25 protein-coding genes and 1 tRNA gene are annotated in these 25,850 nt (G+C 44.1%); 22 read left to right on the top strand and 4 right to left on the bottom strand.

Annotated features, from left to right (window positions below):
• Positions 1-14: 14 nt before the first annotated feature.
• Both pnuC and ACKTR2_RS06920 read right to left on the bottom strand, forming a co-directional pair.
• A complete protein-coding gene (gene pnuC / locus ACKTR2_RS06925) occupies positions 15-782 on the bottom strand; it encodes a nicotinamide riboside transporter PnuC (RefSeq protein ID WP_407883885.1) in 768 nt (255 codons plus the stop codon).
• Positions 783-1,116: 334 nt separating this feature from the next.
• Entirely contained in the window at positions 1,117-1,338 is a 222-nt protein-coding gene (locus tag ACKTR2_RS06920; RefSeq protein ID WP_407883883.1) for a hypothetical protein, read from the bottom strand.
• A 167-nt stretch (positions 1,339-1,505) separates the two neighbouring features.
• Here ACKTR2_RS06920 and ACKTR2_RS06915 point away from each other — a divergent pair.
• The 18 genes from ACKTR2_RS06915 to smpB all read left to right on the top strand — a co-directional run bounded on the left by ACKTR2_RS06915 (position 1,506) and on the right by smpB (position 21,228).
• Positions 1,506-1,577 (top strand) — tRNA-Arg (locus ACKTR2_RS06915).
• A gap of 342 nt (positions 1,578-1,919) precedes the next feature.
• Positions 1,920-2,975 (top strand): aldose epimerase family protein, encoded by a 1,056-nt coding sequence (locus ACKTR2_RS06910; RefSeq protein ID WP_407883881.1) that lies wholly within the window; start codon positions 1,920-1,922, stop codon positions 2,973-2,975.
• Between the two features lie 313 nt (positions 2,976-3,288).
• Positions 3,289-3,534 (top strand): hypothetical protein, encoded by a 246-nt coding sequence (locus ACKTR2_RS06905; RefSeq protein WP_407883879.1) that lies wholly within the window; start codon positions 3,289-3,291, stop codon positions 3,532-3,534.
• A 73-nt stretch (positions 3,535-3,607) separates the two neighbouring features.
• Complete coding sequence (locus ACKTR2_RS06900; protein WP_407883877.1) at positions 3,608-5,041, top strand: glycoside-pentoside-hexuronide (GPH):cation symporter; 1,434 nt, start codon at positions 3,608-3,610, stop codon at positions 5,039-5,041.
• Positions 5,042-5,059: 18 nt separating this feature from the next.
• A complete protein-coding gene (locus ACKTR2_RS06895; protein ID WP_407883875.1) occupies positions 5,060-6,232 on the top strand; it encodes a galactokinase in 1,173 nt (390 codons plus the stop codon).
• A gap of 21 nt (positions 6,233-6,253) precedes the next feature.
• Entirely contained in the window at positions 6,254-7,726 is a 1,473-nt protein-coding gene (locus tag ACKTR2_RS06890; RefSeq protein WP_407883874.1) for a UDP-glucose--hexose-1-phosphate uridylyltransferase, read from the top strand.
• 1 nt (position 7,727) lies between these two features.
• Complete coding sequence (locus ACKTR2_RS06885; RefSeq protein ID WP_407883872.1) at positions 7,728-8,720, top strand: LacI family DNA-binding transcriptional regulator; 993 nt, start codon at positions 7,728-7,730, stop codon at positions 8,718-8,720.
• Between the two features lie 205 nt (positions 8,721-8,925).
• A complete protein-coding gene (locus ACKTR2_RS06880; protein ID WP_407883870.1) occupies positions 8,926-9,426 on the top strand; it encodes a phosphatidylglycerophosphatase A family protein in 501 nt (166 codons plus the stop codon).
• A 162-nt stretch (positions 9,427-9,588) separates the two neighbouring features.
• Positions 9,589-10,605, top strand: coding sequence for a type I glyceraldehyde-3-phosphate dehydrogenase (gap, locus tag ACKTR2_RS06875; protein WP_407883868.1), 1,017 nt, complete (start codon positions 9,589-9,591; stop codon positions 10,603-10,605).
• 193 nt (positions 10,606-10,798) lie between these two features.
• Positions 10,799-11,998: a phosphoglycerate kinase gene (locus tag ACKTR2_RS06870; protein ID WP_407883866.1), complete on the top strand. Its 1,200-nt coding sequence runs from the start codon at positions 10,799-10,801 to the stop codon at positions 11,996-11,998.
• A 254-nt stretch (positions 11,999-12,252) separates the two neighbouring features.
• Positions 12,253-13,014 carry a triose-phosphate isomerase gene (tpiA, locus tag ACKTR2_RS06865; protein ID WP_407883864.1) on the top strand — a complete coding sequence of 254 codons (762 nt, stop codon included), beginning with the start codon at positions 12,253-12,255 and terminating at the stop codon, positions 13,012-13,014.
• Positions 13,015-13,104: 90 nt separating this feature from the next.
• Complete coding sequence (gene eno / locus ACKTR2_RS06860; protein ID WP_407883862.1) at positions 13,105-14,424, top strand: phosphopyruvate hydratase; 1,320 nt, start codon at positions 13,105-13,107, stop codon at positions 14,422-14,424.
• Positions 14,425-14,641: 217 nt separating this feature from the next.
• Positions 14,642-15,304: a TetR/AcrR family transcriptional regulator gene (locus tag ACKTR2_RS06855; protein WP_407883860.1), complete on the top strand. Its 663-nt coding sequence runs from the start codon at positions 14,642-14,644 to the stop codon at positions 15,302-15,304.
• 21 nt (positions 15,305-15,325) lie between these two features.
• Positions 15,326-16,900 carry a ClC family H(+)/Cl(-) exchange transporter gene (locus tag ACKTR2_RS06850; protein ID WP_407883858.1) on the top strand — a complete coding sequence of 525 codons (1,575 nt, stop codon included), beginning with the start codon at positions 15,326-15,328 and terminating at the stop codon, positions 16,898-16,900.
• Between the two features lie 264 nt (positions 16,901-17,164).
• On the top strand, positions 17,165-17,407 hold the full coding sequence (secG, locus tag ACKTR2_RS06845; RefSeq protein WP_407883856.1) for a preprotein translocase subunit SecG: 243 nt from the start codon (positions 17,165-17,167) through the stop codon (positions 17,405-17,407).
• Positions 17,408-17,551: 144 nt separating this feature from the next.
• Positions 17,552-18,316 carry an alpha/beta hydrolase gene (locus ACKTR2_RS06840; protein ID WP_407883854.1) on the top strand — a complete coding sequence of 255 codons (765 nt, stop codon included), beginning with the start codon at positions 17,552-17,554 and terminating at the stop codon, positions 18,314-18,316.
• 41 nt (positions 18,317-18,357) lie between these two features.
• Entirely contained in the window at positions 18,358-20,727 is a 2,370-nt protein-coding gene (gene rnr / locus ACKTR2_RS06835) for a ribonuclease R (protein ID WP_407883852.1), read from the top strand.
• Positions 20,728-20,757: 30 nt separating this feature from the next.
• Positions 20,758-21,228, top strand: coding sequence for an SsrA-binding protein SmpB (gene smpB / locus ACKTR2_RS06830; RefSeq protein ID WP_407883850.1), 471 nt, complete (start codon positions 20,758-20,760; stop codon positions 21,226-21,228).
• An 87-nt stretch (positions 21,229-21,315) separates the two neighbouring features.
• On the opposite strand, the gene apf is transcribed toward smpB, so the two are convergent.
• Complete coding sequence (gene apf, locus ACKTR2_RS06825; protein WP_407883848.1) at positions 21,316-21,948, bottom strand: aggregation-promoting factor; 633 nt, start codon at positions 21,946-21,948, stop codon at positions 21,316-21,318.
• A gap of 386 nt (positions 21,949-22,334) precedes the next feature.
• Entirely contained in the window at positions 22,335-22,907 is a 573-nt protein-coding gene (locus ACKTR2_RS06820) for an LURP-one-related/scramblase family protein (RefSeq protein ID WP_407883846.1), read from the bottom strand.
• 132 nt (positions 22,908-23,039) lie between these two features.
• Between ACKTR2_RS06820 and ACKTR2_RS06815 the strand changes: the two genes are divergently transcribed.
• The 4 genes from ACKTR2_RS06815 (at position 23,040) to ACKTR2_RS06800 (ending at position 25,845) form a co-directional block, all read left to right on the top strand.
• Positions 23,040-23,744, top strand: a complete 705-nt coding sequence (locus ACKTR2_RS06815; protein WP_407884023.1) for a uracil-DNA glycosylase — start codon at positions 23,040-23,042, stop codon at positions 23,742-23,744.
• Between the two features lie 41 nt (positions 23,745-23,785).
• A complete protein-coding gene (gene pta / locus ACKTR2_RS06810) occupies positions 23,786-24,763 on the top strand; it encodes a phosphate acetyltransferase (protein ID WP_407883844.1) in 978 nt (325 codons plus the stop codon).
• A gap of 100 nt (positions 24,764-24,863) precedes the next feature.
• Positions 24,864-25,337 (top strand): tRNA (adenosine(37)-N6)-threonylcarbamoyltransferase complex ATPase subunit type 1 TsaE, encoded by a 474-nt coding sequence (tsaE, locus tag ACKTR2_RS06805; protein ID WP_407883842.1) that lies wholly within the window; start codon positions 24,864-24,866, stop codon positions 25,335-25,337.
• On the top strand, positions 25,330-25,845 hold the full coding sequence (locus tag ACKTR2_RS06800; RefSeq protein WP_407883840.1) for a GNAT family N-acetyltransferase: 516 nt from the start codon (positions 25,330-25,332) through the stop codon (positions 25,843-25,845). Before tsaE ends, ACKTR2_RS06800 begins: the two co-directional genes overlap by 8 nt.
• Positions 25,846-25,850: the final 5 nt, after the last annotated feature.

Here is a 25,850-nt window from a genome sequence, read left to right as displayed (position 1 = left end):
TTAAGCCTAGCAAGCTAATTATTATGCAATGCCTTATGTTCAGCAAAGTAGGCAGTTTCAAGCTTGGCTTGAGTAACTTGATTTTTCTTGTTGTACCATGGGGAAATCGTAAAAGCAAGAAAGTCATTGATTAGATAAACTGAACTATTTACAAACATAGCTAATGTTGCATCCCCTTGACGGAATGAAACGGCCCACAGAACCATTTGTGCCAGACCTGATGCCACCCACCACAGGTATTGTTGCTTAAAACGCAAAAAGCAAATCACACCAGCGCAAGCTGAAATGCTAAAAGAGATTGCATCAATCCATGGCCGCGGGTCATTAGTAAAGGTACCGATGAGAAAGCCAGATAAACCGTACGTTAGCAAGGTCGCTAGGATGGCAATAAAGGTTGTTTGCCAAGTGAACGAGCGAATCTTGCTAACCATATTTTGATTCCAAGACGGGCTCATTAAGACGGGTAGATCTAAAGTTAGCATGTAAACCAACTGTTCACCAATAGATAAATAATTCTTGGCCGCAAAACCGACGTAGATAAAACATAGGGCGGACAAGATACCCAACAACCCATTGACGCTTTTAGCCTGATTGATTGCTAAGATGCATAGTACACCAAGCGTTGTCCCAACAAAGGTAACTAAGCTAACCCAACTAAATGGGTTAGAAACAAGGGTCATAACTTGAGCACCTAGCGAAAAGCCAAATAGCCAATATGAAGCTGTGTGCCAGCCCGTTAATTGATGTGCGAGAAACTTGAAATAATTTGTAACCTGTTGCATGAAAAGATCTCCCCTTGTTTTATATTGTGGCGATTACATGAAAATCATGAAATTAAAAACGCACGAGAAGTATCTTAGCATCCCTGATTCTAAAATAAAAATGTGATTAAACTGCTTATTGCATATAGCATTTTCTTAACTAAATAACGCGTTAAAGGACGTCCTGACAAGAGCTGACCACATTATCGGTTGAACACAAGATATTGTGAAAATAAATTTTAAAAATCTATATCTTGTGGTCAAAACGAATTGATAACCTCTTTTATTGCACGTGAAAACCCCCTCAATTGAGTGGGGGGTCAATTGAGGGGGGAGAAACCAAGCTTAATTAGAACTAGATCAGCTGGAAACTGAGTTGTGGTTCGCGTAGTTGTAAAATTTGGCCCAAATGGCTGAAGCGAACTTGGAGCTTTTTTAGGCCAGTCAGATTAGTGTCCAGAATTTCAATCTGGTAAGCGGAGGCGGGATTGGGATGGACTAAGTTAAACGTAATGTACTTCCCTTTAGGGAAATGGACGCGATGATGACCTAGTTCGTTATGAAAAATTGTAATCATAAATTTATCCTCCTTACTATGTGATTTACCATAACAATAAATAAATGAAAATGATAATTATTTGCTTCTAAATGACTGATTTTAATTGAGAAAAGTCGTTATAACGGGTTGTGTTTTCAAAAGTAGTTCGCTAATATAGTAAGGTACTCTTTGAGTTAGTTTGATTTGCGCCTGTAGTGTAATGGATCGCACGTAAGATTCCGGTTCTTGAAATGGGGGTTCGATTCCCTCCAGGCGCATTATTAACACTTCTTTTTACAGCTAGTTTATTTGGCTAATTCCTCATGGTAGTAGGAATTGGCCTTTTTGCTAGACCATTTTTGCCACGGCTGAACTCATTACCAGCAAGTGATGACATTGAAAGAGGCCAACGGACTATAGCCATAGTAGAAAGTTATTTTGTCGAGTTCCGCCAACCAAATCTATGTGTTTAACCCAGCTGGCATTCGCTCTGCGTGTTTCATTTTGGCAAAACTTTGCTCAACAATTTGGAGGGATGTATGCAGACTGTTGTAAACGTTTTCATAAACCTTTATACTGACTTTGGTAAACTTTACTAAAAAAGTGGAGGCCGAAGACAGATGAATTTCGAACAGAAGACGATGGGAACATTGAAGAATGGTGAAACGGTTGACCAGTTGACGTTAACTAATGATCATGGCGTTTCAATTCGCGTTTTAACTTTTGGGGCTACATGGCAGGGCTTTGACGTCCCCAATGGTCACGGTGGACAGGCCAATTTATTGGTCGGCTATGATCAATTAAGCGACTATGAAGCGACACCATTTTATGTTTGTAAGACAGTAGGGCGCGTCGCTGGTCGTATTGGTGGGGCGACCTACGACATTGATGGAACAACCTATCGCAGCGATCAAAATGAAAATAAAAACACGCTCCACGGCGGGTATCACGGTTTTTCTGACCGAGTCTGGGACGTTGTTGACCATCAAACAAATGAGGATGAAATTTCGGTCACCTTGTCATTAATAGTGGATGAGGATGTCGACCACTTTCCTGGCGACATGCAGGTTAAGGTCACTTATACGTTGACCAACGAGGATAAGGTTACTTGGTCGATTACTGGTAATAGTACAGCTACCACTTTGTTTAATCCGACCCTCCATACCTATTTCAATGTGACAGATCAGGATGCGCTTAGCACGCAGCAGTTGTGGATTAACGGTCATCAGCGAGTTCGTCTAGGTAGTGATAAAGTGCCAACCGGGGCCCTGGCAGAAGTTGCTGATACCCCTTATGACTTCACTGAGACTGCAACGATCACAGATCAATTAGCCAAATTAGCTACTGAAAATGGTGGCCGCGAATTCGATGATGCCTACCGGGTTAATGGTGATCAAAAGCAGGCAATTGCCACGGTCAGCGATCCTGCTAGTGGCCGAGCATTGGATGTATTTTCGAACCGTAATGGCCTGGTCATTTTTACTGCAGATCCACTTGGTTATGACCAAGACGAAGCCTACCAGGCAAGCCATCCGTTTACGGCATTAGCGATGGAAGCACAGTGGCTACCTGATGCAATTCACCATGATGGATTTGGTGATATTGTTTTGCCTGCCCAAGCTGATCAGACGTATCAAATTAGTTATCAATATCGGAAATTAGGATCAACTAATTAGTCTCATGATATTAATCAAATAGCGGAAAAAGTGTGGGATATAAGTCAATTGCGACTTATATCCCACATTTTTTGTTATTTAGGGCAGCATTGAAATTTAGTGACTGGTTTTGTTCCCCGTGGATGTTTTTAAGTCAGTTAATGGCAGCCTGCTTATTTTAGTAAAAAATATTTAGACGCTGTTATTGCCTTGAATGCGTAAATACAACCGGTTGCACGATTTTTTTAAAGGAAGTTTTATTTGATAATTTTAGTAAAACTTCGTATAGTAGATTCCGGAAGCGCTTACACTAATCCTACGAGGAGGTAGCAAAATGGCAAAGAAGGATCAGAAGATCCAAATTAATCCGGAAAAATTTGCAATGGCGGTTTTAGGTGGTAATGCACAGCATGAGGGTGAAGAAAACAAGTTATACATCAAGCGTCAGCTAACATTATACCTTGAAACTGTTTTGCTAGTTCAGGATTTCAATGATTTGGAAGAAACCTCATTTGACATGGCAAAAGCGCAACAACGTAATGAGATTTTAGAGAAGGTTATTGAGCGGCGTTACCACTAATTAGCGTCGTTCAACATTAATTCAAGTCACGCGGCAATCGCTCGATGGGCCGCTAGCTAAGGAGATTGCACTTATGAATCAGGTTAAGCAGTACATGTCTTACGCTTTTGGGGCGTTTGGACATGATGCGTTTTATGCAACATTAAGCACTTATTTCGTTATTTTCGTAACGAGTCAGTTATTTGATTCTGGTAACCATGCCGCAGATGCCAAGATGATCAGTATTGTCACAGTAATGATGATGGTTATCCGAATCATAGAAATTGCTTTTGATCCGTTAATCGGTGGGGCGGTGGATAATACCCGTAGTAAGTGGGGCAAATTCAAACCTTGGTTGATGGTTGGGGCGACGATCAGTTCAATCATGCTGATCTTAATTTTTACCAGCTTTGGTGGCATGAACATTAACAAGCCAACCTTATATTTGATTTTATTTGGGATTGCGTTTGTTATTTTGGATATCTTCTATTCATTCAAAGATATTGCTTTTTGGTCCATGCTTCCTGCTTTAACGGTTGACTCTGACAAGCGGGCACGCTTTGGAACGATTGCTCGGTTTGGTTCCACTTTGGGCGCTCAAGGGGTTGCGTTAATTATTATGCCAACGATCACGCTAGTCTCAGGCTGGTTTGGTGGTGCTAAGGGTCAACAAACTCAGGTTGGTTGGCTCGGGTTTGCCATTTTAATTGGGGCAGTTTCGTTCTTAGGTGCTTTATCAACGGCCTTTGGTACCAAAGAAGAAGACAATATCATTCGTGAAAATACTGAAAAGGTTGGGATTGTTGGTATTTTCAAAGTCCTATTTAAGAACGACCAATTGATGTGGTTGGCGCTCTCATACTTCATGTTTGCTTTTGGCTATGTGATTACTAGTTCCTTATTCTTGTACTACTTTAAGTACATCATGGGTAAACCCGGCGAATTTAGTCTGGTGGGTGCGGTAACAGCTATTTTAGGGATTATCTCGGTTGTCTTATTCCCATTCTTAGAAAACTTGATTAAGCGGAAGGCAATTTACGTTGGTGGTATTTGCTTGATGTTGATTGGATACGTGGTCTTTAACTTTGCTGGCACTAACTTGTTTGCTGTCTTATTGGCCATTTCCTTGATCTTCTTCCCATACCCAATGATTTTCTTGGCTGCCTTAATGACGATTACAGATAGCGTGGAATATGGTCAATTACGGTTAGGCAGTCGGAACGAATCGGTTACATTAGCCGTTCGGCCATTACTAGATAAGTTGGCCGGAGCCTTTGCTAATGGGATCGTTGGTTTAGCCGCGATTCATGCAGGGATGATAGGGAATACGAAGCCAAGTGAGATTTCCGCTAGTCAATTATTGAATTTCAAGACGTATATTTTCTACGCACCAATGGTCCTGATGGCCCTAGCCGCCATCGTGTACTTTGCTAAAGTTACGTTAACCGAAGCTAAGCACGCGGAAGTCGTTAAGGAACTGGAAAGAAAATTAGGCGCCAGCAAAGAAGATATCGACAACATTAATTAAGCTGAGGTGGTTAAAGCAATGGATACTGCAAGCATTAAACAAGAATATAAAACGCAATTTGGGAATGAGCCAGCTGCCGTGTTTTTCTCACCAGGTCGAATTAACTTAATTGGTGAGCATACGGACTACAATGGCGGGCATGTGTTTCCCGCGGCAATTAGTTTAGGCACTTACGGGGCAGCTACGCCAAGAACCGACAATACGGTTCGCCTTTACTCAACTAACTTAGCCGATGCCGGTGTGCTAACATTCGACGTAAGTGACGATTTGTCTTTTGATAAGACTTTTGGCTGGGGCAACTATGTAAAAGGTATGATGTATGAGCTTGGCAAAAAGGGCGCCAGCTTTGCTCATGGCTTTGATATGTATGTGCATGGTAATTTGCCTGATGGTGCGGGGATGTCTTCGTCTGCTTCACTTGAACTATTAGCTGGCGTTATGCTGAAAAAGTTCTTTGAATTGGATGTCACCCAGTTAGATTTAGTTTATGCTGGGCAACAAGTGGAAAATGATTATATTGGTTTAAACTCTGGGATTATGGATCAATTTGCCATCGGCATGGGTCAAAAGGATCAAGCCATGTTCTTGGATACCAATACGATGAAATATGAATACTATCCAGTTGAACTGGGCGATAATGTTGTTTTGATTATGAACAGTAACAAACCACATGACCTAGCGAGTTCAAAATATAACGAACGCCGCGCCCAATGTGAAGAAGCTTTGCGACGAATTCAGACGCAAGTCGATGTAGCTAGCTTGGGCGCATTGTCGAAATCTGCATTTGATTTAGTGACGTATCTAATCAATGATGACACGTTGATTCGTCGCGCACGGCATGCAGTATTTGAAAACCAACGGACAATTGATGCCAAACAAGCACTCGATGACCATGATCTCGTTAAATTTGGTCACTTAATTAGTGCATCCCATATTTCGCTTCAGTATGATTATGAAGTCAGTGTTCCAGAACTTGATACGCTGGTTGACACAGCATGGGATCAGGCAGGTGTCTTGGGTGCTCGAATTATCGGTGGTGGTTTTGGTGGCTGTGCGATTGCGATTGTTAATCGTGAACAAGCAGCACATGTCCAAGAAGTTGTCGGCAAAGCATATCAGGAGAAGTTTGGTTATGCGGCAGACTTTTACATTGCCGAAATTGCCGATGGCGCTCATGAAGTAATAGAATAAGGGTTTAGGAGAACAATACAAATGGCAGAAGATGCAGTAGAGAACTTGGTTTCAATGGCCGTTGCAACAGGGGCTATTGAACCGCTTGACCGGGTGTACTTACGAAATCGTGTGTACAGTCTGGTTGGAGATCAACTGCATGTCGACCAAAGCGGCACTGGGGTGGAAGCCATCAGTGCCGCTTTGGTGCAAACGGCAGTTGATCATCATAAAATTGAAGATTCACAGACTGCGCGTGAATTACTGGATGGACAATTGATGGACCTCATCACGCCGAGACCCAGCCAAGTTAACGAACGCTTTTGGCAGGCTTATCAAAATGGACCTGAGGCAGCGACGAAGTATTTTTATCAATTGAGTCAGGCCAATAATTATATTAAAACCAGCGCAATTGCCAAAAATATTGTTTTTAATACTGAGACGACATTTGGCGATCTTGAAATCACAATTAACTTGTCGAAGCCTGAGAAAGATCCCAAAGCAATTGCAGCGGCGGCCACAACTAAGGCCGATGGTTACCCTTTGTGTCAGTTGTGTTTGGAAAACGAAGGCTATCTTGGACGGCTTGGCTATCCGGCGCGGAGCAATCATCGCGTGATTCGAATGACGATTGGCGGCCGTCCTTGGGGCTTCCAGTATTCACCGTATGCTTATTTTGGCGAACACGCGATCTTTTTGGATCAAGCGCACACACCGATGCATATTAACCGGCAGACGTTTACGAATTTATTTGAGATCATTACGCAACTTCCACAATATTTTGTTGGTAGTAATGCCGACTTGCCAATTGTGGGTGGTTCGATGTTAAGCCACGAACACTATCAGGGTGGTCGTCATACCTTTCCGATGATGAAAGCGCCAATTGCCACGGCGTTTACGTTACCTGATTTTCCGTCTGTGAAAGCAGGCGTTGTGAAGTGGGCCATGTCAACAATTCGGCTGATCGGCAATGATCCACAGACACTAGCAGATGCTGCTGAACAAATTCGTGTGAAGTGGCAAGCTTATGATGATCCGGCTGTGTCAATTAAAGCCTACGACGGTGAACTACGCCATCATACGGTGACCCCGATTGCCTATCGTCATGGTGATAACTATATTTTGGATTTAGTCTTACGCGATAATCAAACATCAGCGACTTATCCTGATGGCATTTTTCATCCGCATCAAGATGTGCAACATATCAAAAAAGAGAACATTGGACTAATTGAAGTGATGGGACGGGCCATTTTACCCGCGCGTTTGAAGACGGAAATGCAAGAGGTTGAACAATTCCTATTAGATGAACCTAACGACATGGCCGAGTATCATCGAGTGTGGGCTGAAAATCTCAAGCAAACGAGGACTTTTACCTCAACGAACGTTGCGGAAACGCTCGATCAAGCCGTTGGACAAGTGTTTGGTCGAGTCCTTGAAGATGCTGGTGTCTTTAAGTGGGATGCAGCTGGTCGTGCTGCGCAACAACGCTTTATTGACCGGCTGATGGAACAGTAAGATGGCGACTTTAAAAGATATCGCAGAACGTGCTAACGTTTCTCTGGCAACGGTATCGCGGGTGCTTAACTATGATGCCACAATGGCGGTCAGTGACGCCACGCGCCAACGGATTTTTGAAGCGGCAGAAGCACTTAACTACACTAAACGTGGCCGCGAAGATGGCAGCCATCCGACCAAACAACTTACAATTGTCGAATGGTACTCACAAACCCAAGAAATGGAAGACCTTTACTACATGTCCATTCGAATTAGTGTGGAGCGGGCGGCACGACGGGCGGGATTTCAAGTGACAACTGTTTATGGCGGCGAAGTGGCCGGCTTTGACAACCACCCCGATGTCACAATTGCGTTGGGAAAATATTCACCGGCGCAGATTCGCACATTGGTCGATGTGAGTCAGCATCTAGTGTTTGTCGATTTTGATACGCTGGCGGCGGGTTATGATTGTGTTGTGACGGATTTTGAACATGCGATCGAACACGCCATTTCGCTACTACAACAACATGGAGCTAAGTTAATTGGTCAACTTTCTGGTCGTGAGGTGACTGCTGATCACCAGTTAGTCATTGAAGATCCTAGAGTTGAGCCATTTCGGCGAAAATTAGGATCTCAATATAATCATAAATTAATGGCTGAAGGGGATTATTCGCGACAATCCGGGTATAACCAAATGGCACGTCTGATTCGTCAGTTAGGCGATGAACTACCAGACGCATTTATGATTAGTAATGACGCAATGGCGATCGGTGCTTTAAAAGCCTTATTGGAGGCTAATATTGATGTGCCAGACCGGGTTCAACTGGTGACGTTTGATGACACTTCAATTGCTAGCTACGCCATTCCGGGGTTGACTGCGATTCATGTGGCCATGAACCATATGGGGATGGCGGCAGTTGATTTAGCCATGGAAGCGATTAAAGAAAATCGCCAAGTTGCGAAAAAGGTCGTTTTGGGGACCCGTTTAGTTTCACGAGAAAGTACCCTGTTTTAAGCTAGGTTCGCTGGAGTAGTTAATGGCCCATTAAAATTTAGTAGGCGATCGATCGGCCACACCAAAAGTGGTTCTCCGGTTGATCGCTTTTTGCTGTTGTGGTGATTAAAACGCAGTTACTAATCAATCTTGATGGGGTCAAATCAGCATTTTTGGCGTAAGTAGCGTAGTCTGTAAGTAGTCAATTACGAGGGAGGGTCCGACTATGAATCAACCAACGTTTAAATATCCGGATAAAGAAGCTTATCAATTAGTGACTGAGCAGTTGGCCGAAAAGGGAATTACTTATCATGAAATAGCGGCGATTGCTAAAAAATTGCAACAGCCTTATCTGCCACAAGTCCCACTGACAGAGTTTGAAACTGAAACCGTTGACGTCTTACACAAACGAGAAGTGATGAATAATGTGATGGTTGCCTTGGAACTTGATCGTTTTGCCACGGCTGATCTGTTGAGGGAACCGTTACAAAGTATTATCAGAAATGATGCCGGCGTTTTTGGCGTGGATGAAGGTTTAGCATTAAACATTGCTAATATTTATGGCACGATTGGCGTGACCAACTATGGATACGTGGATAAGGTTAAAGAAGGCGTGATCCAGCAATTGGATGAAGAAAAGGGTGGCGAAGTGAACACCTTTATTGATGATATCGTCGGTGCATTAGCCGCTGCTGTCGCGGCAAAAGTGGCCCATCATTATGCCTAAACTATCTTTGGCTAATGGCGCAGCTTTTGGTTATGAAAATTGCTTGAAAGCTAACTTTTGAGTTTGTGAAGTTCAGTTTAATGATTTGCAGGATTTAGTTGATTGGCATATAATTCTTCCTGTTGTTAATTATATATTTTCCTTAAGGGAGGAAGTTCACCAATGACTGTTAAAATTGGTATCAACGGATTTGGCCGAATTGGCCGTTTGGCTTTGAAGCGGATCCATGAATTGAACACTAGTGACATTGAAGTGGTTGCGATCAATGATTTGACTACACCATCAATGTTGGCTTACTTACTTAAGTACGACTCCACACATGGCAAGTTCAATGGTGAAGTTAGCTCAACGGACAAGGGCATTGTCGTTGATGGTAAGGAAATTCCTGTATACGCAGAACGCGATGCAAAGAACATTCCTTGGGTTGCTAACGACGGCGTTGACTACGTACTTGAATGTACTGGTTTTTATACGTCAGCTGACAAATCACAAGCGCACTTGGATGCCGGTGCAAAGCGTGTCTTGATCTCCGCACCTGCTGGTAGCATCACCACGGTTGTGCCTGGTGTTAACTTGGATGTTTTGAGCAATGATGACAAGATCGTTTCTGCAGGTTCATGCACGACCAACTGTCTTGCACCATTGGCTTACTTCATGAACCAAGAATTTGGCGTTAAAGTTGGGACAATGACGACGGTTCATGCCTTCACTTCAACACAATCTATCCTTGATGGCCCTCGTGGTTCAAAGCCACGTAGTAACCGGACAGCTTCTGTTAACACGATTCCACATTCAACTGGTGCTGCCAAGGCGATTGGCTTGGTTATCCCCGAATTGAATGGTAAGTTACAAGGTCATGCACAACGGGTTGCCGTTGTTGATGGTTCTTTGACGGAATTAGTTACTGTTCTGGACAAGAAGGTAACGGCTGATGAAGTTAATGCAGCCATCAAGAAGCACACTGAAGGTAACGAAGCCTTTGGTTACAATGACGATGAAATCGTTTCAAGTGACATTATTGACGATTCACATGGTTCTGTTTTCGATCCAACCCAAACGGAAGTAACCACTGCTGGCGACACGCAATTGGTTAAGACGGTTGCTTGGTACGATAACGAATGGGGCTTCACTTGCAACATGATCCGGACATTATTAAAGTTCGCGACATTGGAAGCTTAATTTAAGTGTGATGAGTTTGGATAAACTCAAAAAAGGCGGGCGGGAATTTTCCCGCGCGCCTTTTTTTAATCGAATAGTAATTTTATTCACAAATGAGTTAATGAATTTTCTGAAAATGGACTTACAGGTGGTTTTTGCGATGTAAAATCGGTAAACTACTGATGTACACCTAACTCGTTGGGAGGAAGAAACTTTGGCAAAATTAACAGTATCAGATGTAGAACTGAGTGGTAAAAAAGTACTGATGCGGGTCGACTTTAATGTACCCATTAAAGATGGCGTGATTGGCAATGACAATCGGATTGTCGCCGCATTACCAACGATTAACTATGTGATTGATCATGGCGGTCGAGCGATTTTATTCAGCCATTTGGGCCGGATTAAAACAGAAGCGGACAAGCAGGAACTATCCATGCGTCCTGTGGCAGAACGATTGAGTAACTTATTGGGCAAACCGGTTACTTTTGTGCCAGCAACCCGTGGCCCACAACTGGAAACGGCTGTGAATAACTTAAAAGACGGCGAAGTTTTGTTATTTGAAAACACTCGTTTTGAAGATTTAGATGGCAAAAAAGAATCTGGTAATGACCCTGAATTAGGCCAATACTGGGCTTCATTGGGTGATGTATTCATCAATGACGCTTTTGGGACGGCACATCGGTCTCATGCGTCTAATGTGGGTATCGCAACGGCAATGAAGGCCGCTGGTAAACCAGTGGCTGCAGGTTTCTTGATGGAAAAAGAAATCAAGTTCTTAGGCGAGGCCGTGGACAACCCAGTTCACCCATTTGTTGCGATTCTTGGTGGCGCGAAAGTTTCTGACAAGATTGGGGTTATCGATAACTTGCTAAGTAAGGCCGATAAAGTGATTGTCGGTGGTGGAATGGCTTACACCTTCTTTGCTGCACAAGGTTTAACGGTCGGTAATTCATTATTAGAAGCTGACAAGATTGACACTGCTAAGGCAATTATTGAAAAGGCTGGCGATAAGCTAGTCTTGCCGATTGACACCGTGATTGCCAAAGAGTTCAAGAATGATTCACCATCTGAAATTGTTGATGGAGCCATCCCCGATGGTTACATGGGCCTAGATATCGGTCCAAAATCAATTGAATTGTTTGAAAACACATTGCGCGATGCTAAGACGGTGGTTTGGAACGGACCAATGGGCGTGTTTGAAATGCCTAACTTTGCTAAGGGTACATTGGCGATTGGTAAATTCCTTGGTGATTTAGATGCCACAACAATTGTTGGCGGCGGGGATTCAACTGCTGCCGTTCAACAACTCGGCGTTGCTGACAAGCTTACCCACATTTCCACTGGTGGTGGTGCTTCCTTGGAATACCTTGAAGGTAAGACATTACCTGGAATTGCGGCAATTAGTGATAAATAGTTTCAGTGAAGCTCGTTGGTCTAATGACTAGCGAGCTTTTTTTATGGGCTCGTTGGTAGTTGCGTCGAATCAGTAAGTTCACTACAATGTTTTTGACAGTGAGTACGGCGCGTGCCAAGCAAGGTGGCGCGCGGAAACTAGCCGCCCGTAATCTCGCGGAAGCTGTAAATCAATGAAGGACATATAGAACACTGTCAGTTAGGCTGGTTAATTGTTTATTTGCTAGATGACCATGATTTTATAGGAGGATGCTCATGCGAATTCCAATGATCGTTGGGAATTGGAAAATGAATAAAACGGCAGCGACAGTCGCCAAATTTATGGATGGTATACGGGACAACCTACCCGATAGTCGTATGATTGAAACTGCAATCTGTGCACCTGCGTTGTTTTTAGAACGCATGGTGGCACACACTGCTGATATGCCGTTGGAGATTGGTGCTGAAAATTGTTACTTCGAGGATAGTGGTGCGTTTACTGGTGAAACAAGTCCTATGGCATTGAGTCAGGCAGGCGTTGATTTTGTTATTTTAGGTCATTCAGAACGGCGTAAAATTTTTAGAGAAACAGATGAAATGGTGAATTTAAAAGTTCAGGCGGTGTTTCGTAATCACATGCGCCCAATTATCTGTTGCGATGAGACGATGGGACAACGTGAGAATAATGATACGGTGCACTGGGTGGTAGCACAAGTCATCGAGGCGTTAAAAGGGGTTAGTGAAGAAGATGCCAGAACAGCGATTATCGCCTATGAGCCAAGTTGGGCGATTGGTGTAGGAACCCCGGCAACACCTGATCAGATTGAAGAAGGCTGTTATTTAATTCGACAAACAGTTGCTGACGTGTACGACGATACGATTGCTGATGAAGTCCGAGTGCTATATGGTGGTTCCGTCAAACCGGCTAACATTAACGAAATTATGCAAAAAGTTGATGTAGATGGAGTCTTAGTCGGTAATGCAAGTTTAGAGGCGCAATCATTTCTTGAATTAATCAGCAACGATCCAGGAAAATAATGCCGTTGTTTCTTGATAGTGAAGCGACCAACACATATAATGGTGTTGGAGTCGTTACGACTACATTTGCCTATATAAGGAGAGAATAAGATGTCTATTATTACAGATATTTATGCACGTGAAGTTTTAGATTCACGCGGTAACCCAACTGTTGAAGTTGAATTGTACACGGAAAGTGGCGCAATGGGCCGTGGAATTGTTCCTTCAGGTGCCTCAACCGGTGAACATGAAGCCGTTGAGTTGCGTGACGGTGACAAGAGCCGGTTCCAAGGTAAGGGCGTAACGAAGGCTGTTGACAATGTTAACAACATTATTGCAAAGGAAATCGTTGGTTATGATGTCACAGACCAAATCGCGATTGACCAAGCAATGATCAAGTTAGACGGTACCCCAAACAAAGGTAAATTAGGCGCAAATGCAATTTTAGGTGTTTCCTTGGCTGCTGCTCGAGCTGCTGCTGATGAGTTAGAAGTACCGCTTTACAACTACCTCGGTGGTTTCAATGCCCACTTATTGCCAACACCAATGATGAATGTCATCAACGGTGGGAAGCACGCCAACAACAAAGTTGACTTCCAAGAATTTATGATTATGCCTGTTGGTGCCCCAACGGTTAAGGAAGCCATTCGTTATGGTTCAGAGACGTTCCACACTTTAAAGGGCATCTTAAACGATCGTGGTTACTCGACTGCGGTTGGTGACGAAGGTGGCTTTGCTCCGGATTTGAAAAATAACGAAGAACCATTCGAAATTCTGGTGGAAGCGATCACCAAAGCCGGCTATGTTCCTGGTAAGGATATTGCGATTGCTTTTGACTGTGCAGCTTCTGAATTCTACAATACAGATACGAAGAAGTATGACTTAGTCGGTGACGGTAAGAGCTACACAGCTGATGAATTTACTGATTTACTAGAAGGCATTGTTGACAAGTATCCAATCGTTTCCATCGAAGATCCGTTAGATGAAAATGAATGGGACGACTGGGCAACTTTAACGGCTAAGCTAGGTAAAAAAGTTCAACTCGTTGGTGACGACTTATTCGTGACGAATACTGACTACTTAGCTAAGGGGATTAAGATGGGCGTTGCTAACTCCATTTTGATCAAACTTAACCAAATTGGGACTTTGACTGAAACAGTTGCAGCGATCGAAATGGCTAAGGAAGCTGGCTATACAGCAATTGTGTCTCACCGTTCTGGTGAAACTGAAGACACAACGATTGCTGACTTGGTTGTGGCTACCAACGCTGGTCAAATTAAGACAGGTTCAATGAGCCGGACTGAACGGATCGCTAAGTACAACCAATTGATGCGAATTGAAGATCAATTAGGTACGACCGCAGAATACAAGGGTGTTCACTCTTTCTACAACTTAAGTGAACAAGCCCGTAACACGATTTTAAACAAGTAATTTATATTCGGGATTGGGCGTGACTTCCAATTGGAGGTCACGTTTTTTGTGTCATGTCATTATTTTAGGTTAGTAGATAGGCCAACATGGGCTTCGTGCTAGGTTTACGAAATGATAAAGCTATCAAAGAAAAAGTAAAGTTAAACATTAGCACGTAAAATCGTTTACTTTGGTATCGTATACTTAAGCGTTGTTGTATCTTGGGGGGAGGGCAAAAATGACTGGCGAACATGAGGCCGCCAAACGGCAAGAATTATTGAATCGTATCATGGCGGTTGTGACTCGAAATGGGTTTCAACGATTGACGATGAATGATTTGATTAAGATTATGGGTGTTTCTCGACGGACTGCGTATAAGTATTTTGATTCTAAAGGGGCAGTCTTTCATGCGATTGTGCGCGATTATTTGGATTACGTCGAGTCGTTGCCACGGCCACAATTAAGCGGTGACGATCGCAGTTTTCTCAAAGAATGGCAAAGGCTTTTTGACCAATCGTTAACACTGGCGCGAACGATTTCAGATGTTTTTCTAGAAGATTTGCGGATTAGCGATGATGCAGATTATCGCAATTTGCAAGATGCATTAAACCAACAACAGCGACAAGCGATTGATTACTTTGAAGCGGGGGTTAATCGCGGATTGTTTCAACGCTATGATTGGCAAATTTTATTATTACAAGATCAGTTGATGATTCGTGGCTTGATTAATCACGATTTCTTAGTGCGCCACAGCGTCGATTTAACCGTAGTGTTAACGGATTATTATCGTCTTAAAAAGCAACAGCTGTTATTGCCAGACAAGGTAACCTTGCTGAATGATCAACCGGTTCGGCTTATTATCGAATATTTTGTCAATGAATATCAGCGAACCTTCTTATAACATAAAACAGGGGTGATGAGTTTGATTAAAAAGGATCAGCAGTGGCTTAATGTAGACTTCACCCGCGTCGGTACAGTTATTACTGGCATTGGGGTCGGCATACTCGCTGGACTAATCGTTAGCTTATTTAGGCTAACGATTGAACAATTATTGAACATTGTTAAGGTCGTTTATGGATCCCTACATACTAATCCTTGGTGGCTATTCATATGGATTCCTGTCATGGGCGCAATTGGCTGGTTGGTCGGCCAATTGGTCAAAACAAGCCCGCAAATTAGTGGTTCTGGGATTCCTCAGGTTGAAGGACAGCTGGCTGGAGAGTTTGACGAACCCTGGTGGCCAACCCTGTGGAAAAAATGGCTCGGTGGAGTCATCGCAATTGGTTCTGGATTAATGCTCGGCCGTGAGGGGCCTTCGATTCAATTAGGAGCTGCAGTTGGGCAAGGATATGCACAGTTAAACCATCAGCAGGGGACCAAACGGCGAGTCGCAATTGCGAGTGGTGCAGCTGCGGGCCTGTCAGCAGCATTTAATGCGCCGATTGCCAGTACGTTATTTGTTTTGGAAGAGGTCTATCATAACTTTTCACCATTAGTTTGGCTGACATCGCTGACAAGCGCCGTCGTAGCCAATTTTGTTTCGATGGCTTTTTTTGGTCAGACACCGGTGTTACATATTCCTTATTCGACGTCATTGCCATTGAGCTACTATGGTCAATTGCTCGGTTTAGGGTTGGTATTGGGACTGTTAGGCCGATTTTATCAAGCCGTATTGCTTAGATTGCCACAGTGGTATGCAAAGCTTAAAATGCCACGTCATCTGGATGGCATTGTGGCCCTGATCGCGACGATCCCAATTGGTTGGTGGTGGCTAGATGCTTTAGGCGGTGGCAATAGTGTTATTTTAAAACTAGCGAGTGGTCAGCCAGGATTAACAGGATTATTACTTTTACTGGTTGTCCGCTTTGTCTGGTCAATGATTGCATATGGTTCAGGTTTACCCGGTGGGATCTTTTTACCAATTTTAACGATTGGCGCAGTAATTGGTGGTGTTTATGGGCGTTTTATGGTGATGATTGGTTGGTTACCAAGCGTCTATGTCGTTAACTTGGTTATTTTTGCAATGGCCGGTTATTTTGCCGGCATTGGGAAAGCCCCTTTTACCGCAATTTTATTAATCACTGAAATGGTCGGTTCGCTGAAACACTTAATGCCATTGGCAGTCGTCTGTTTAGTCGCGTACTTGACCGTGGATGTCTTAGGCGGTGCACCTATTTATGAGTCGTTATTGAATCGAATGGTTTTACCATTACAAACATGGCGTATGGAACAGGCTGCCGGATATCCTGATCGGATTGAAGTCCCCATTTTTGCTGGGTCAGCACTTTCCGGGCATCAAGTCCGGGAATTCCGTTGGCCGACTAATGCACTTCTGATTGGGGTTACACGTGGCGAACGAGCGATTATTCCACACGGTGATACGATCCTTCGCGCAGGGGATACCCTGCTTATCGAAACGCAACATAATAATCGAGCTTACATTCGTCGCAAAATTGCCGAGATGGCTGAGACTACCAGTGCTCGAACTGAGGACTAAGGCTGCTTAATCAAAGACGATTGCTGCCGCCTTGCTAGTGCTCAGGATCACCCAGCTTGTTGCGCTCTGAGTCATTGTCGAGCTGCGCAAGCCTAATCCTTGTGCCTAGCCTGTCGTCATCAATTGGCCAAGAACGCTAATCGCTGCCGCCTTGCTAGTGCTCAGGATCGCCCAGCTTGTTGCGCTCTGAGTACTAGCAATTATAGTTAAATTATGGTAAATTAGTTGGGACATCTGGCATGAGCCACACGGGAGGAAATCGCTTTGTATAATTTCTTATTAACTGCACTGATTGTTATCGCCATCGTTATCGTTATTGCAGTCATGTTGCAGCCGACGAAAACGGACGATGCGTTGGGCGCCCTATCTGGTGGTGGCGGAGCCAATGATCTTTTTGCTCAACAAAAGTCACGTGGCTTTGAAGGATTTATGCAACGCGTTACTGTTGTTCTTGGGATTCTTTTCTTTGGGATCGCACTGGCGTTAGTGTATTTGTCTTCGCACTAGCTTAATCTAGCTAGCGACCACAAGGAAAATCTCGCAATTCAGGGTGACGTTTCGTCACGGTAATGAATGTGACTCCAGGCTGGGCGCGCCCCAGCCTTTTTTGATGCCTTTTCGCAGTTTGTAAATGGATAAGGAGTGTTCACCATGACAGTTCGTTTTCGGCGGCCAGAGCCGCTTTTGATTGAAGCAGGACCTCATGCAGTATTATTGCTGCATGCTTATTCGGGAAGCAGCAATGACATGGGGTTACTGGGACGTGGCCTAGCACGAGCTGGTTATACAGTTTACGCGCCGATCTTCTCTGGACATGGTACATTAGAGCCGAAAGATATTTTAACGCAAGGCGGTGTGTCGCAATGGTTGGCTGATGCTAAAGCAGCAGTACAGCGATTGCAGACAATGGGATACCAACAGATTGCGGTATTTGGCTTATCTATGGGTGGTTTGTTTGCTACGCGACTGTTGGAAATGGATGATCAATTAGTCGGTGGTGGCACGTTTGCCTCGCCAGTGATTCGTGTTGGTGAAACGAATGTGCCTCAGAGTTTTATTCAATTGAGCCGGAAAATTTATGATCGTGAACCGTTAGACGAGGCAAAAAAACAAGCGAATTTAGATTGGTTAGCCCAACATAATCCGCAACAGCTGGCTGAGATCGAAGCTTTCGTTCGAGATGAAATAGATCCGCGTCTTGATCAAATCAAGCAACCATTTTTTATTGGACAAGGGGATGCTGATGAGATGATTGATGCGCGCAGTGGAGCGGCCTTTTACGACATCATGATTAAACTGGGTAAACAAGTATCCTTTCATGTTTATCCAGGGGCTGGTCACGTCTTAACGGTTAATCAAGCGCATCACCAATTACAAGACGATGTTGAAACATTTTTAGCAAATTTATTTAATTAGAACAAATTACATGCTTGATGCATAAGAAAAATGAGGTAACTATGGCAGATCATAATTTACAGGAGCAGATTTTAACGTTTTTGGACCGACATCAGGACCGGACGTTTACTGCGGCGGAAATTGGCACCGCTTTAAAACAGCCAGAAAAAGAATTCACACTCTCTGTGCAGGCTCTCGCAAGTCTTGAACGAGCGGGTCGAGTACGGGTGACCGACGATGGCAAATGGGCCTTGGTGAAACCAGAAGCTCAATTAGTTGGTACCTTTCATGGCAACGATAAGGGCTTTGGCTTTGTCAGTTATGGCGAAGAATTACCTGATGCCTACATTAATCCAGACCATACCAAGCACGCGATGACTGGTGATACGGTTGAAATTAAAATTTTGCGTCCGGCTGACAAGGGTTCTGACCGCGGCCCAGAAGGGGAAGTCACAAAGATTACGGAGCATCACTACACACAAATTGTGGGGGAATTTCGATCAAAACGAGATCCTAAACTACCAAGTGTCATTGGTGAAGTGCTTTTAAAAGATAAAAAACTGGGGTCGTTTTCATTTGATGTGACTGATGGTGGGATTCATCCCGTCGACGGTGAAGTTGTGACGGCTGATGTTACAGCCTATCCGAGCGATCTGAATCCACAATTACTCACTGGTGTGGCGACCAAGGTCATTGGGAATGCTGATGAGCCTGGTATCGATATTTTACAAATTGTTTATGCGCATGATGTTCCGTCAGAATTTCCCCAAGAAGTCCTAGATGAAGCTAATGCAATTCCGGATACTGTTCAAGAGGCAGACAAGATTGGTCGCGTAGATATTACCGACCAGCCCTTAGTGACAATTGATAGTATTGAAAGTAAGGACCTGGATGATGCCGTGGTTGTTTGGAAGCTGGACAATGGCAACTATCATCTGGGTGTATCGATTGCCGATGTGAGTTACTATGTCAAAGAAGGCTCGGTTTTAGATCAAGAGGCTTATAAGCGAGGAACATCGGTCTATCTAACAGATCGGGTAATTCCAATGTTGCCGAAACGCCTATCTAACGGAATCTGCTCGTTAAATGAAGGTGTTGAACGACTTTCAATGACCTGTGATATGGAAATAGACTCAACCGGGAAGATCGTTAATCATAAAATTTATCCTAGTTTGATGCGTAGTCATGCGCGGATGACCTATAAAGCGGTTAACAAAATTTTAGAGGCTCACGATGCAAAAACGATGGCCCGGTATGACGAGTTAGTCGGCATGTTTGAAGACATGGCTGAGTTGCACAAGGTCTTGGTGAAGAAACGCCATCAACGGGGAGCCATTGATTTTGATGCACCGGAAGCAAAAATCATCGTTGATGAAAACGGTCATCCAACGGACATTGAATTGCGTGATCGTGGACTGGCAGAACGAATGATCGAATCGTTTATGTTAGCTGCTAATGAGACGGTTGCTGAACACTATGATCGATTACACGTGCCATTTTTGTATCGTGTTCACGAAACGCCGGATGGCGATCGAGTAAAGAGTTTCTTTGACTTACTAAATGTTTTTGGCATTAACGTCAAAGGGGATCCTAACAATCTGAAGCCTAAAATGCTTCAAAGTGTCTTGAAAGAGGTTGCTGGGACACCTGAAGAGCAGATGGTGCAAACAATGATGTTACGCTCAATGAAGCAGGCCAAGTATTCGGATGAACCGCTGGGTCACTTTGGCTTGGGTGCGGAATACTACACTCACTTCACGTCACCAATTCGTCGGTACCCTGATGACATGGTTCACCGAATGATTCGCTGGTACGCAGCTTCGGGGACTACTGATGAGGCAAAGGCTCGGTATGCGGACGAATTACCACAGATCGCCAAAGATACCTCTGAACGTGAACGTCGCTCTATTGACACGGAACGAGCAACGGATGATATGAAGAAAGCCGAATATATGGCTGATCATGTGGGTGAAGATTTCGATGCGGTGGTTAGTTCCGTGCTGAAATTTGGGATGTTTGTGGAATTGCCCAATACGGTTGAGGGACTTGTGCATATTTCCAATATGAAGGATGATTTCTATGGATTTGATGAAAGCCACCTTGCATTAATTGGTGAACGCCACCACCACATTTTTCAAATTGGTCAACCAATTAAAGTTCATTTGGAAAAGGTGGACAAAGATGCGGCGGCCGTCGACTTCACGATTGTCGAGCCACAAACAGCGCCGACCACGGATATTCGGGTTCCTCATGATAATCGAGGTAACGGGGGCCGTCGAAATGGTGGTAACAACCGTGGTAATCGTAATTTCCACAACAATTCGTCACGGGACGAAAAAAATGGCGTGAAAAAAGTGAATCATTATCAAAGTAACCGCAATCGAGCGGGTCGCAGTGGCAAGACAAATTTTCACGGTGATCATAAAAAGTAACGCCCTTGAACCTGAAAGGTAGGTGTAAAAATGGCTAAAAGAAAGTCTGCTGGAAATGATGCACTGGCAAATAATCGAAAAGCCCGTCATGACTACACCATTTTGGAAACCTACGAGGCGGGAATCGAACTAACTGGTACGGAAATTAAATCGGTGCGTGCAGCGCGGATTACGATTGGCGATGGTTTTATCTCCATCAAAAACGGACAAGCCTATTTAATGAATGTTAATATTGCCGAGTTTACTCAAGGTAATCGGTTCAACCATGATCCGCTGCGTACGCGACGTCTATTGTTGCATAAACAAGAGATTAAAAAGTTACAAGCGGCAGTGGCTCAAAAGGGGCGGACAATTGTGCCTTTACGTGTGTATATTAAACATGGATATGCTAAGGTACTGATTGGTGTTGCTCAGGGAAAACGGGAGTATGATAAGCGTCAAACCTTGAAGCAACGGGATCAGCAACGAGAAATTGATCGTGAGTTGGCCCGTCGACAGTAACACAAAAAAAGCTTCAGCCCGTTCGTCGGGCTGAAGCTTTTTTTGTGTTACTTATTTAAAAATAATCGTCACTGATTAAAGTTTAGCTTACCATGAATGGTGAGCTGACCAGTAGGCAGCTGCGGCAGTCCAAGAGCCGTAACGTGATACTGCATATTGGGTTGCAACTGCTTCTTGGTTGGCAGCAGAGTAGTCACCATGCAAGTAACTAGAAGTCAATTGGTATTTACCAATGTACTGGCCGTTTGTTGCTGTATAGGAACCGCCTGATTCACCGGCTGCAATGTAGGCTTTGGCTGCTTCATCAGAAGAACTAGCAGCAGGAGTCGTAGTCGCAGCGGTAGTGGTAGCCGCTGGTGCTGGGGTTACCGTAGTTGTTGTTGTTTGAGTTTGGGCCTGATTGGTAGTAGCAGGCGCAACCGGGGTTGTAACTTGAGCAACAGGTGCAGCCGTAGTGGTTGCGCTGGTTGCTGCTGGCGCAGCCGTTGTGTTGCCATCAGGGATAACCAATGTTTGACCAACATAGATTAAATTACCGTCGTTAGTCAATTGGTTAGCATTCACGATCGCATCGATCGTTGAGCCATTGGCTGTTGCTAATTCAGAAACTGTATCGCCGGTTTGAACCGTTACATTAGTGTCGGCGTTGGCAGCAATTGTACCGGCAGTCAATAAAGCACCAGCACTTAAAGTTGAAGCTAAGATTTGTTTGAATGTCATGTAGAAATTTTCACTCCTATTTTCTGTGTGGCACCGTTGTTTTAAACAACGGGCTAAGGGAACTCAACATCAAGTTAATGAGTCAAGCTGTTGTTTTCCTCTAAACAACGATGCTTACTATACAGGGTGTAAATAACATACCAATACCGTGGGCATTACAAAAACAGGTTGGTTTGTCATAAAATTCGGTTTTTGCAACATTCTGTAACATTGTAGCGACGAAAATAGTTTTGACATCCAATTAATTCTATTCTGACAGCAATGGAGGGGCTTTCAAAAAAGAGCGAAGTGGATTAAAGCCTACCATGAAGGCATTTCAGCACAAAAAAAACGACCAAACAGGGGTGAAGATCAGGTTAAACCGCTGAATGATCGAATTATAATGATTAATTTTTTCTTAACGAAGTCGGTAATTTATGGTATTCGGGTCCTAGTAATTTGGGCTCTCTAGCCAAACGACTCGCGCGTTGATGGTTAAGACGACGTGATTTTTGTTTAGCCCAGCGATCCATAATGGCTGCAATCAATAAACAGACTGGTTCCGCAGAATGATTGGTAACACTGACTTGTTGATAGTCACCGTCAGTACCTGCAACGGTGCTCATGGCCGCGACGACATGGGTGCCGTGATAAATCTTATACTTACCTGCCACCAAATTGCCCATTATCAACCAGTTGAGGCCGCGAATATAGACGACTTCTCGCCAAAAACCAAGTGAGCGACTGACTGCCCCAACTTCCTTATTGTTATAAAGTAACGCAAATTTGGGCATAATACCTAATGAAAGCTGCTTTGCTTCGGCCAAGATTTTTCCTGCTGGTGTCGAGGCGATCATTTGAGCTCGCGACCAGCCAAATTGACCTGACAAGAGGTAAACAGACTGGTGGTGATGATCTAAGACTGGTCTTACGCCGTTAAGTAAGCCCGGCGTTTGACGAATAAATAATTGGCGCATCATAGCCTCCTTTGGCCACTCACGTGAGCATAGCTGTATTGTACCACGTGATTCAATGAATTCGCTTTCAAAAAGAGCGCGATCCAATTTATTTTGTTGAATGAGTCTGCTACAATGAAATTCGAGGTGCCAAGTATGAAACCGTTTATTCATAACGATTGGTGGCAGGTACTGCAGCCAGAATTTGAGCAAGCCTACTATCAAGAGCTACATCGTTTTTTGAAACATGAATATCAGACGCAAACGATCTACCCTGATATGAATCATATCTTTACTGCTTTTGAGTGGACCCCTTTTAATGAAGTTAAAGTCGTTATTTTAGGGCAGGATCCATATCATGGACCAAGTCAGGCGTTTGGTTTGAGTTTTGCTGTGATGCCAGGCGTGCAAGTACCACCATCGCTGCAGAATATTTATAAGGAACTCGACAGTGATTTGGGCATCAAACCGGTGAATCACGGGTTCCTGAAAGCTTGGGCTCAACAGGGCGTTTTGTTACTGAACTCTGTTTTAACGGTTCGTGACGGCGTTGCCTTCTCTCATGCTGGCAAAGGGTGGGAGCAATTGACGGATGCGGCAATCAAAAAATTGTCAGAGCGTGAGCGTCCAGTGGTCTTCATTCTTTGGGGACGGGCAGCGCGGGATAAGATTAAGTTGATTGATACAAGTCGTAACGTTGTTTTGCAATCACCACATCCCAGTCCGTTGTCAGCGCACCGCGGTTTTTTCGGTTCAAAGCCATTTTCGAAAACCAATGAAGCTTTAATTGCGATGGGTGAACAACCCATTGATTGGCAATTACCAACTTCGGTTTCAATGGCGGATCTCAACGAAGCATAAGCTAGAGAAAATTCATACTCATTATATTGGAGGAACGCACGATGGATTTATTTGATAGTTTGAAGAATAAAATTAGTGGCCAAGATAAGACGATTGTTTTTCCTGAAGGGGAAGATCCTCGCATCTTAGGTGCTGCAGTCCGTTTAGCTAAAGAGGGTCTTTTAAAACCAATTCTGTTGGGGCACGTTGATGCAATTGAACAAGCAGCCGCAACGGCAGGCTTAAGCACGGATGATGTTTTAATCATTGATCCAGAGACGTATCCAAGTGATAAGTTAAGCTTAATGCTGGATGCATTGGAAGAGCGCCGGGCTGGCAAGAATACCCGTGAGCAATTAGCTGAATGGTTAAAAGACGTCAACTACTTTGGCACGATGCTCGTTTACATGGATCAGGCCGACGGGATGGTTTCTGGTGCAGTTCATCCAACTGGAGATACGGTTCGTCCAGCTTTACAAATCATCAAAACTAAACCAGGAGTCAAACGAATTTCCGGTGCTTTTGTGATGCAAAAGGGCGATGAACGCTACTTGTTCGCAGACTGTGCCATCAATATTGAATTAGATGCTGCCGGAATGGCCGAAGTTGCGTTAGAATCTGCTCAAACAGCACAAGTGTTTGACATTGATCCTAAAGTTGCCATGTTGAGTTTCTCCACTAAGGGTTCAGCGAAAGGGGAGATGGTGACTAAGGTCCAAGAAGCCACGAAGTTAGCCAATGAACAACAACCGGACTTAGCGCTTGATGGCGAGTTGCAATTTGACGCGGCCTTTGTCCCAAGCGTCGGTGCAGCTAAGGCGCCTGGTTCCAAGGTAGCTGGTCATGCAACGGTGTTCGTCTTCCCTGAGCTGCAATCGGGGAATATCGGCTACAAGATTGCGCAACGCTTTGGTGGATTTGAGGCAATTGGACCAATTCTGCAAGGTTTGAATAAGCCAGTATCTGACCTATCTCGAGGTGCAAACGAAGAAGATGTTTACAAAGTTGCCATTATTACAGCGGCTCAATCGGTTAAATAAATCTAGGTAAATGGAGGCAGACAACTTTGATCCACCCAGCGGCGGAGGGTTGTCTGTTTGCTTTTAAACGGCTTAATATTTAGCGGTAGGAGAAAGTAGGATGTTTTCATTAACGACGACAACAGCAGAACAAACCCAGGGCCTCGGTCGCCAAGTTGGTTCCTTGGTGACTAGTGGGGATGTAATCTTGCTAGATGGTGATCTTGGCGCAGGAAAGACCACCTTCACTAAGGGATTAGCTTTAGGGTTAGGGATCAAGCGACCAATCAAAAGTCCAACATTTACCATTATTCGTGAGTATCAGGAGGGACGATTGCCGCTTTATCATATGGATGTTTATCGACTTGAAGCCGGTGGTGGTGATGAATTAGGTCTAGAAGAGTATTTCACCGGTGACGGAGTGAGCGTCATTGAATGGTCTCAATTTGTGGAAGATGAACTCCCAGCTGATTATCTAATGATTCAGTTACGTCGGATGGCAACAAATGAAAATGTTCGCCAGTTGAGTTTCGTTGCTCATGGTGAACATTACCAGAAAATCATCGAACAGTTGGAGGATTTAAATCATGAGTGAAGCAACCGTTGATATTCGCCCAGCAACTGAAAGTGACGCTGCTGCGCTTTTAGCTTTATTGACCACGTTACAGCGTGAATCAACGACGTTTACCGCTGATCCCCAGTTAGGCCATTTGAATGTAACGGAAGAAGCACAACAAATTTCGCTCATGATGGCCTCGCCCAAAAACCATCTCATGGTTGCTGATTATGCTGGTCAACTGATTGGGATCGGCAGCATCGTTGCTATTGACGATGCACGGGGAGAAATTGGGGTTGCCATATCAAAGGCCTTTTGGAATGAAGGCCTTGGCTCTGCCTTGATGGAGGAAATGCTGTATTGGGCAAAAACAGCTAGTCAATTGACTGAAATTGTGCTTACTGTTCAGCTTGAAAATACTTATGCCAAACGACTTTATCGCAATCTGGGTTTTCAAGTAAGCAAATCAGTTAGCGTACAAAATGCGATTGGTGAAGCTGTTCCGGCACAGACAATGGTCTTAACAGTGCGTCATCCAGCAGTTTAAGGGAA

Source organism: Furfurilactobacillus curtus (assembly GCF_045862785.1).
GTDB classification, from domain to species: Bacteria; Bacillota; Bacilli; order Lactobacillales; family Lactobacillaceae; genus Furfurilactobacillus; species Furfurilactobacillus curtus.
The sequence above is the reverse complement of the archived record's forward strand: the minus strand, read 5'-3'. Positions and strand labels throughout refer to the sequence as shown.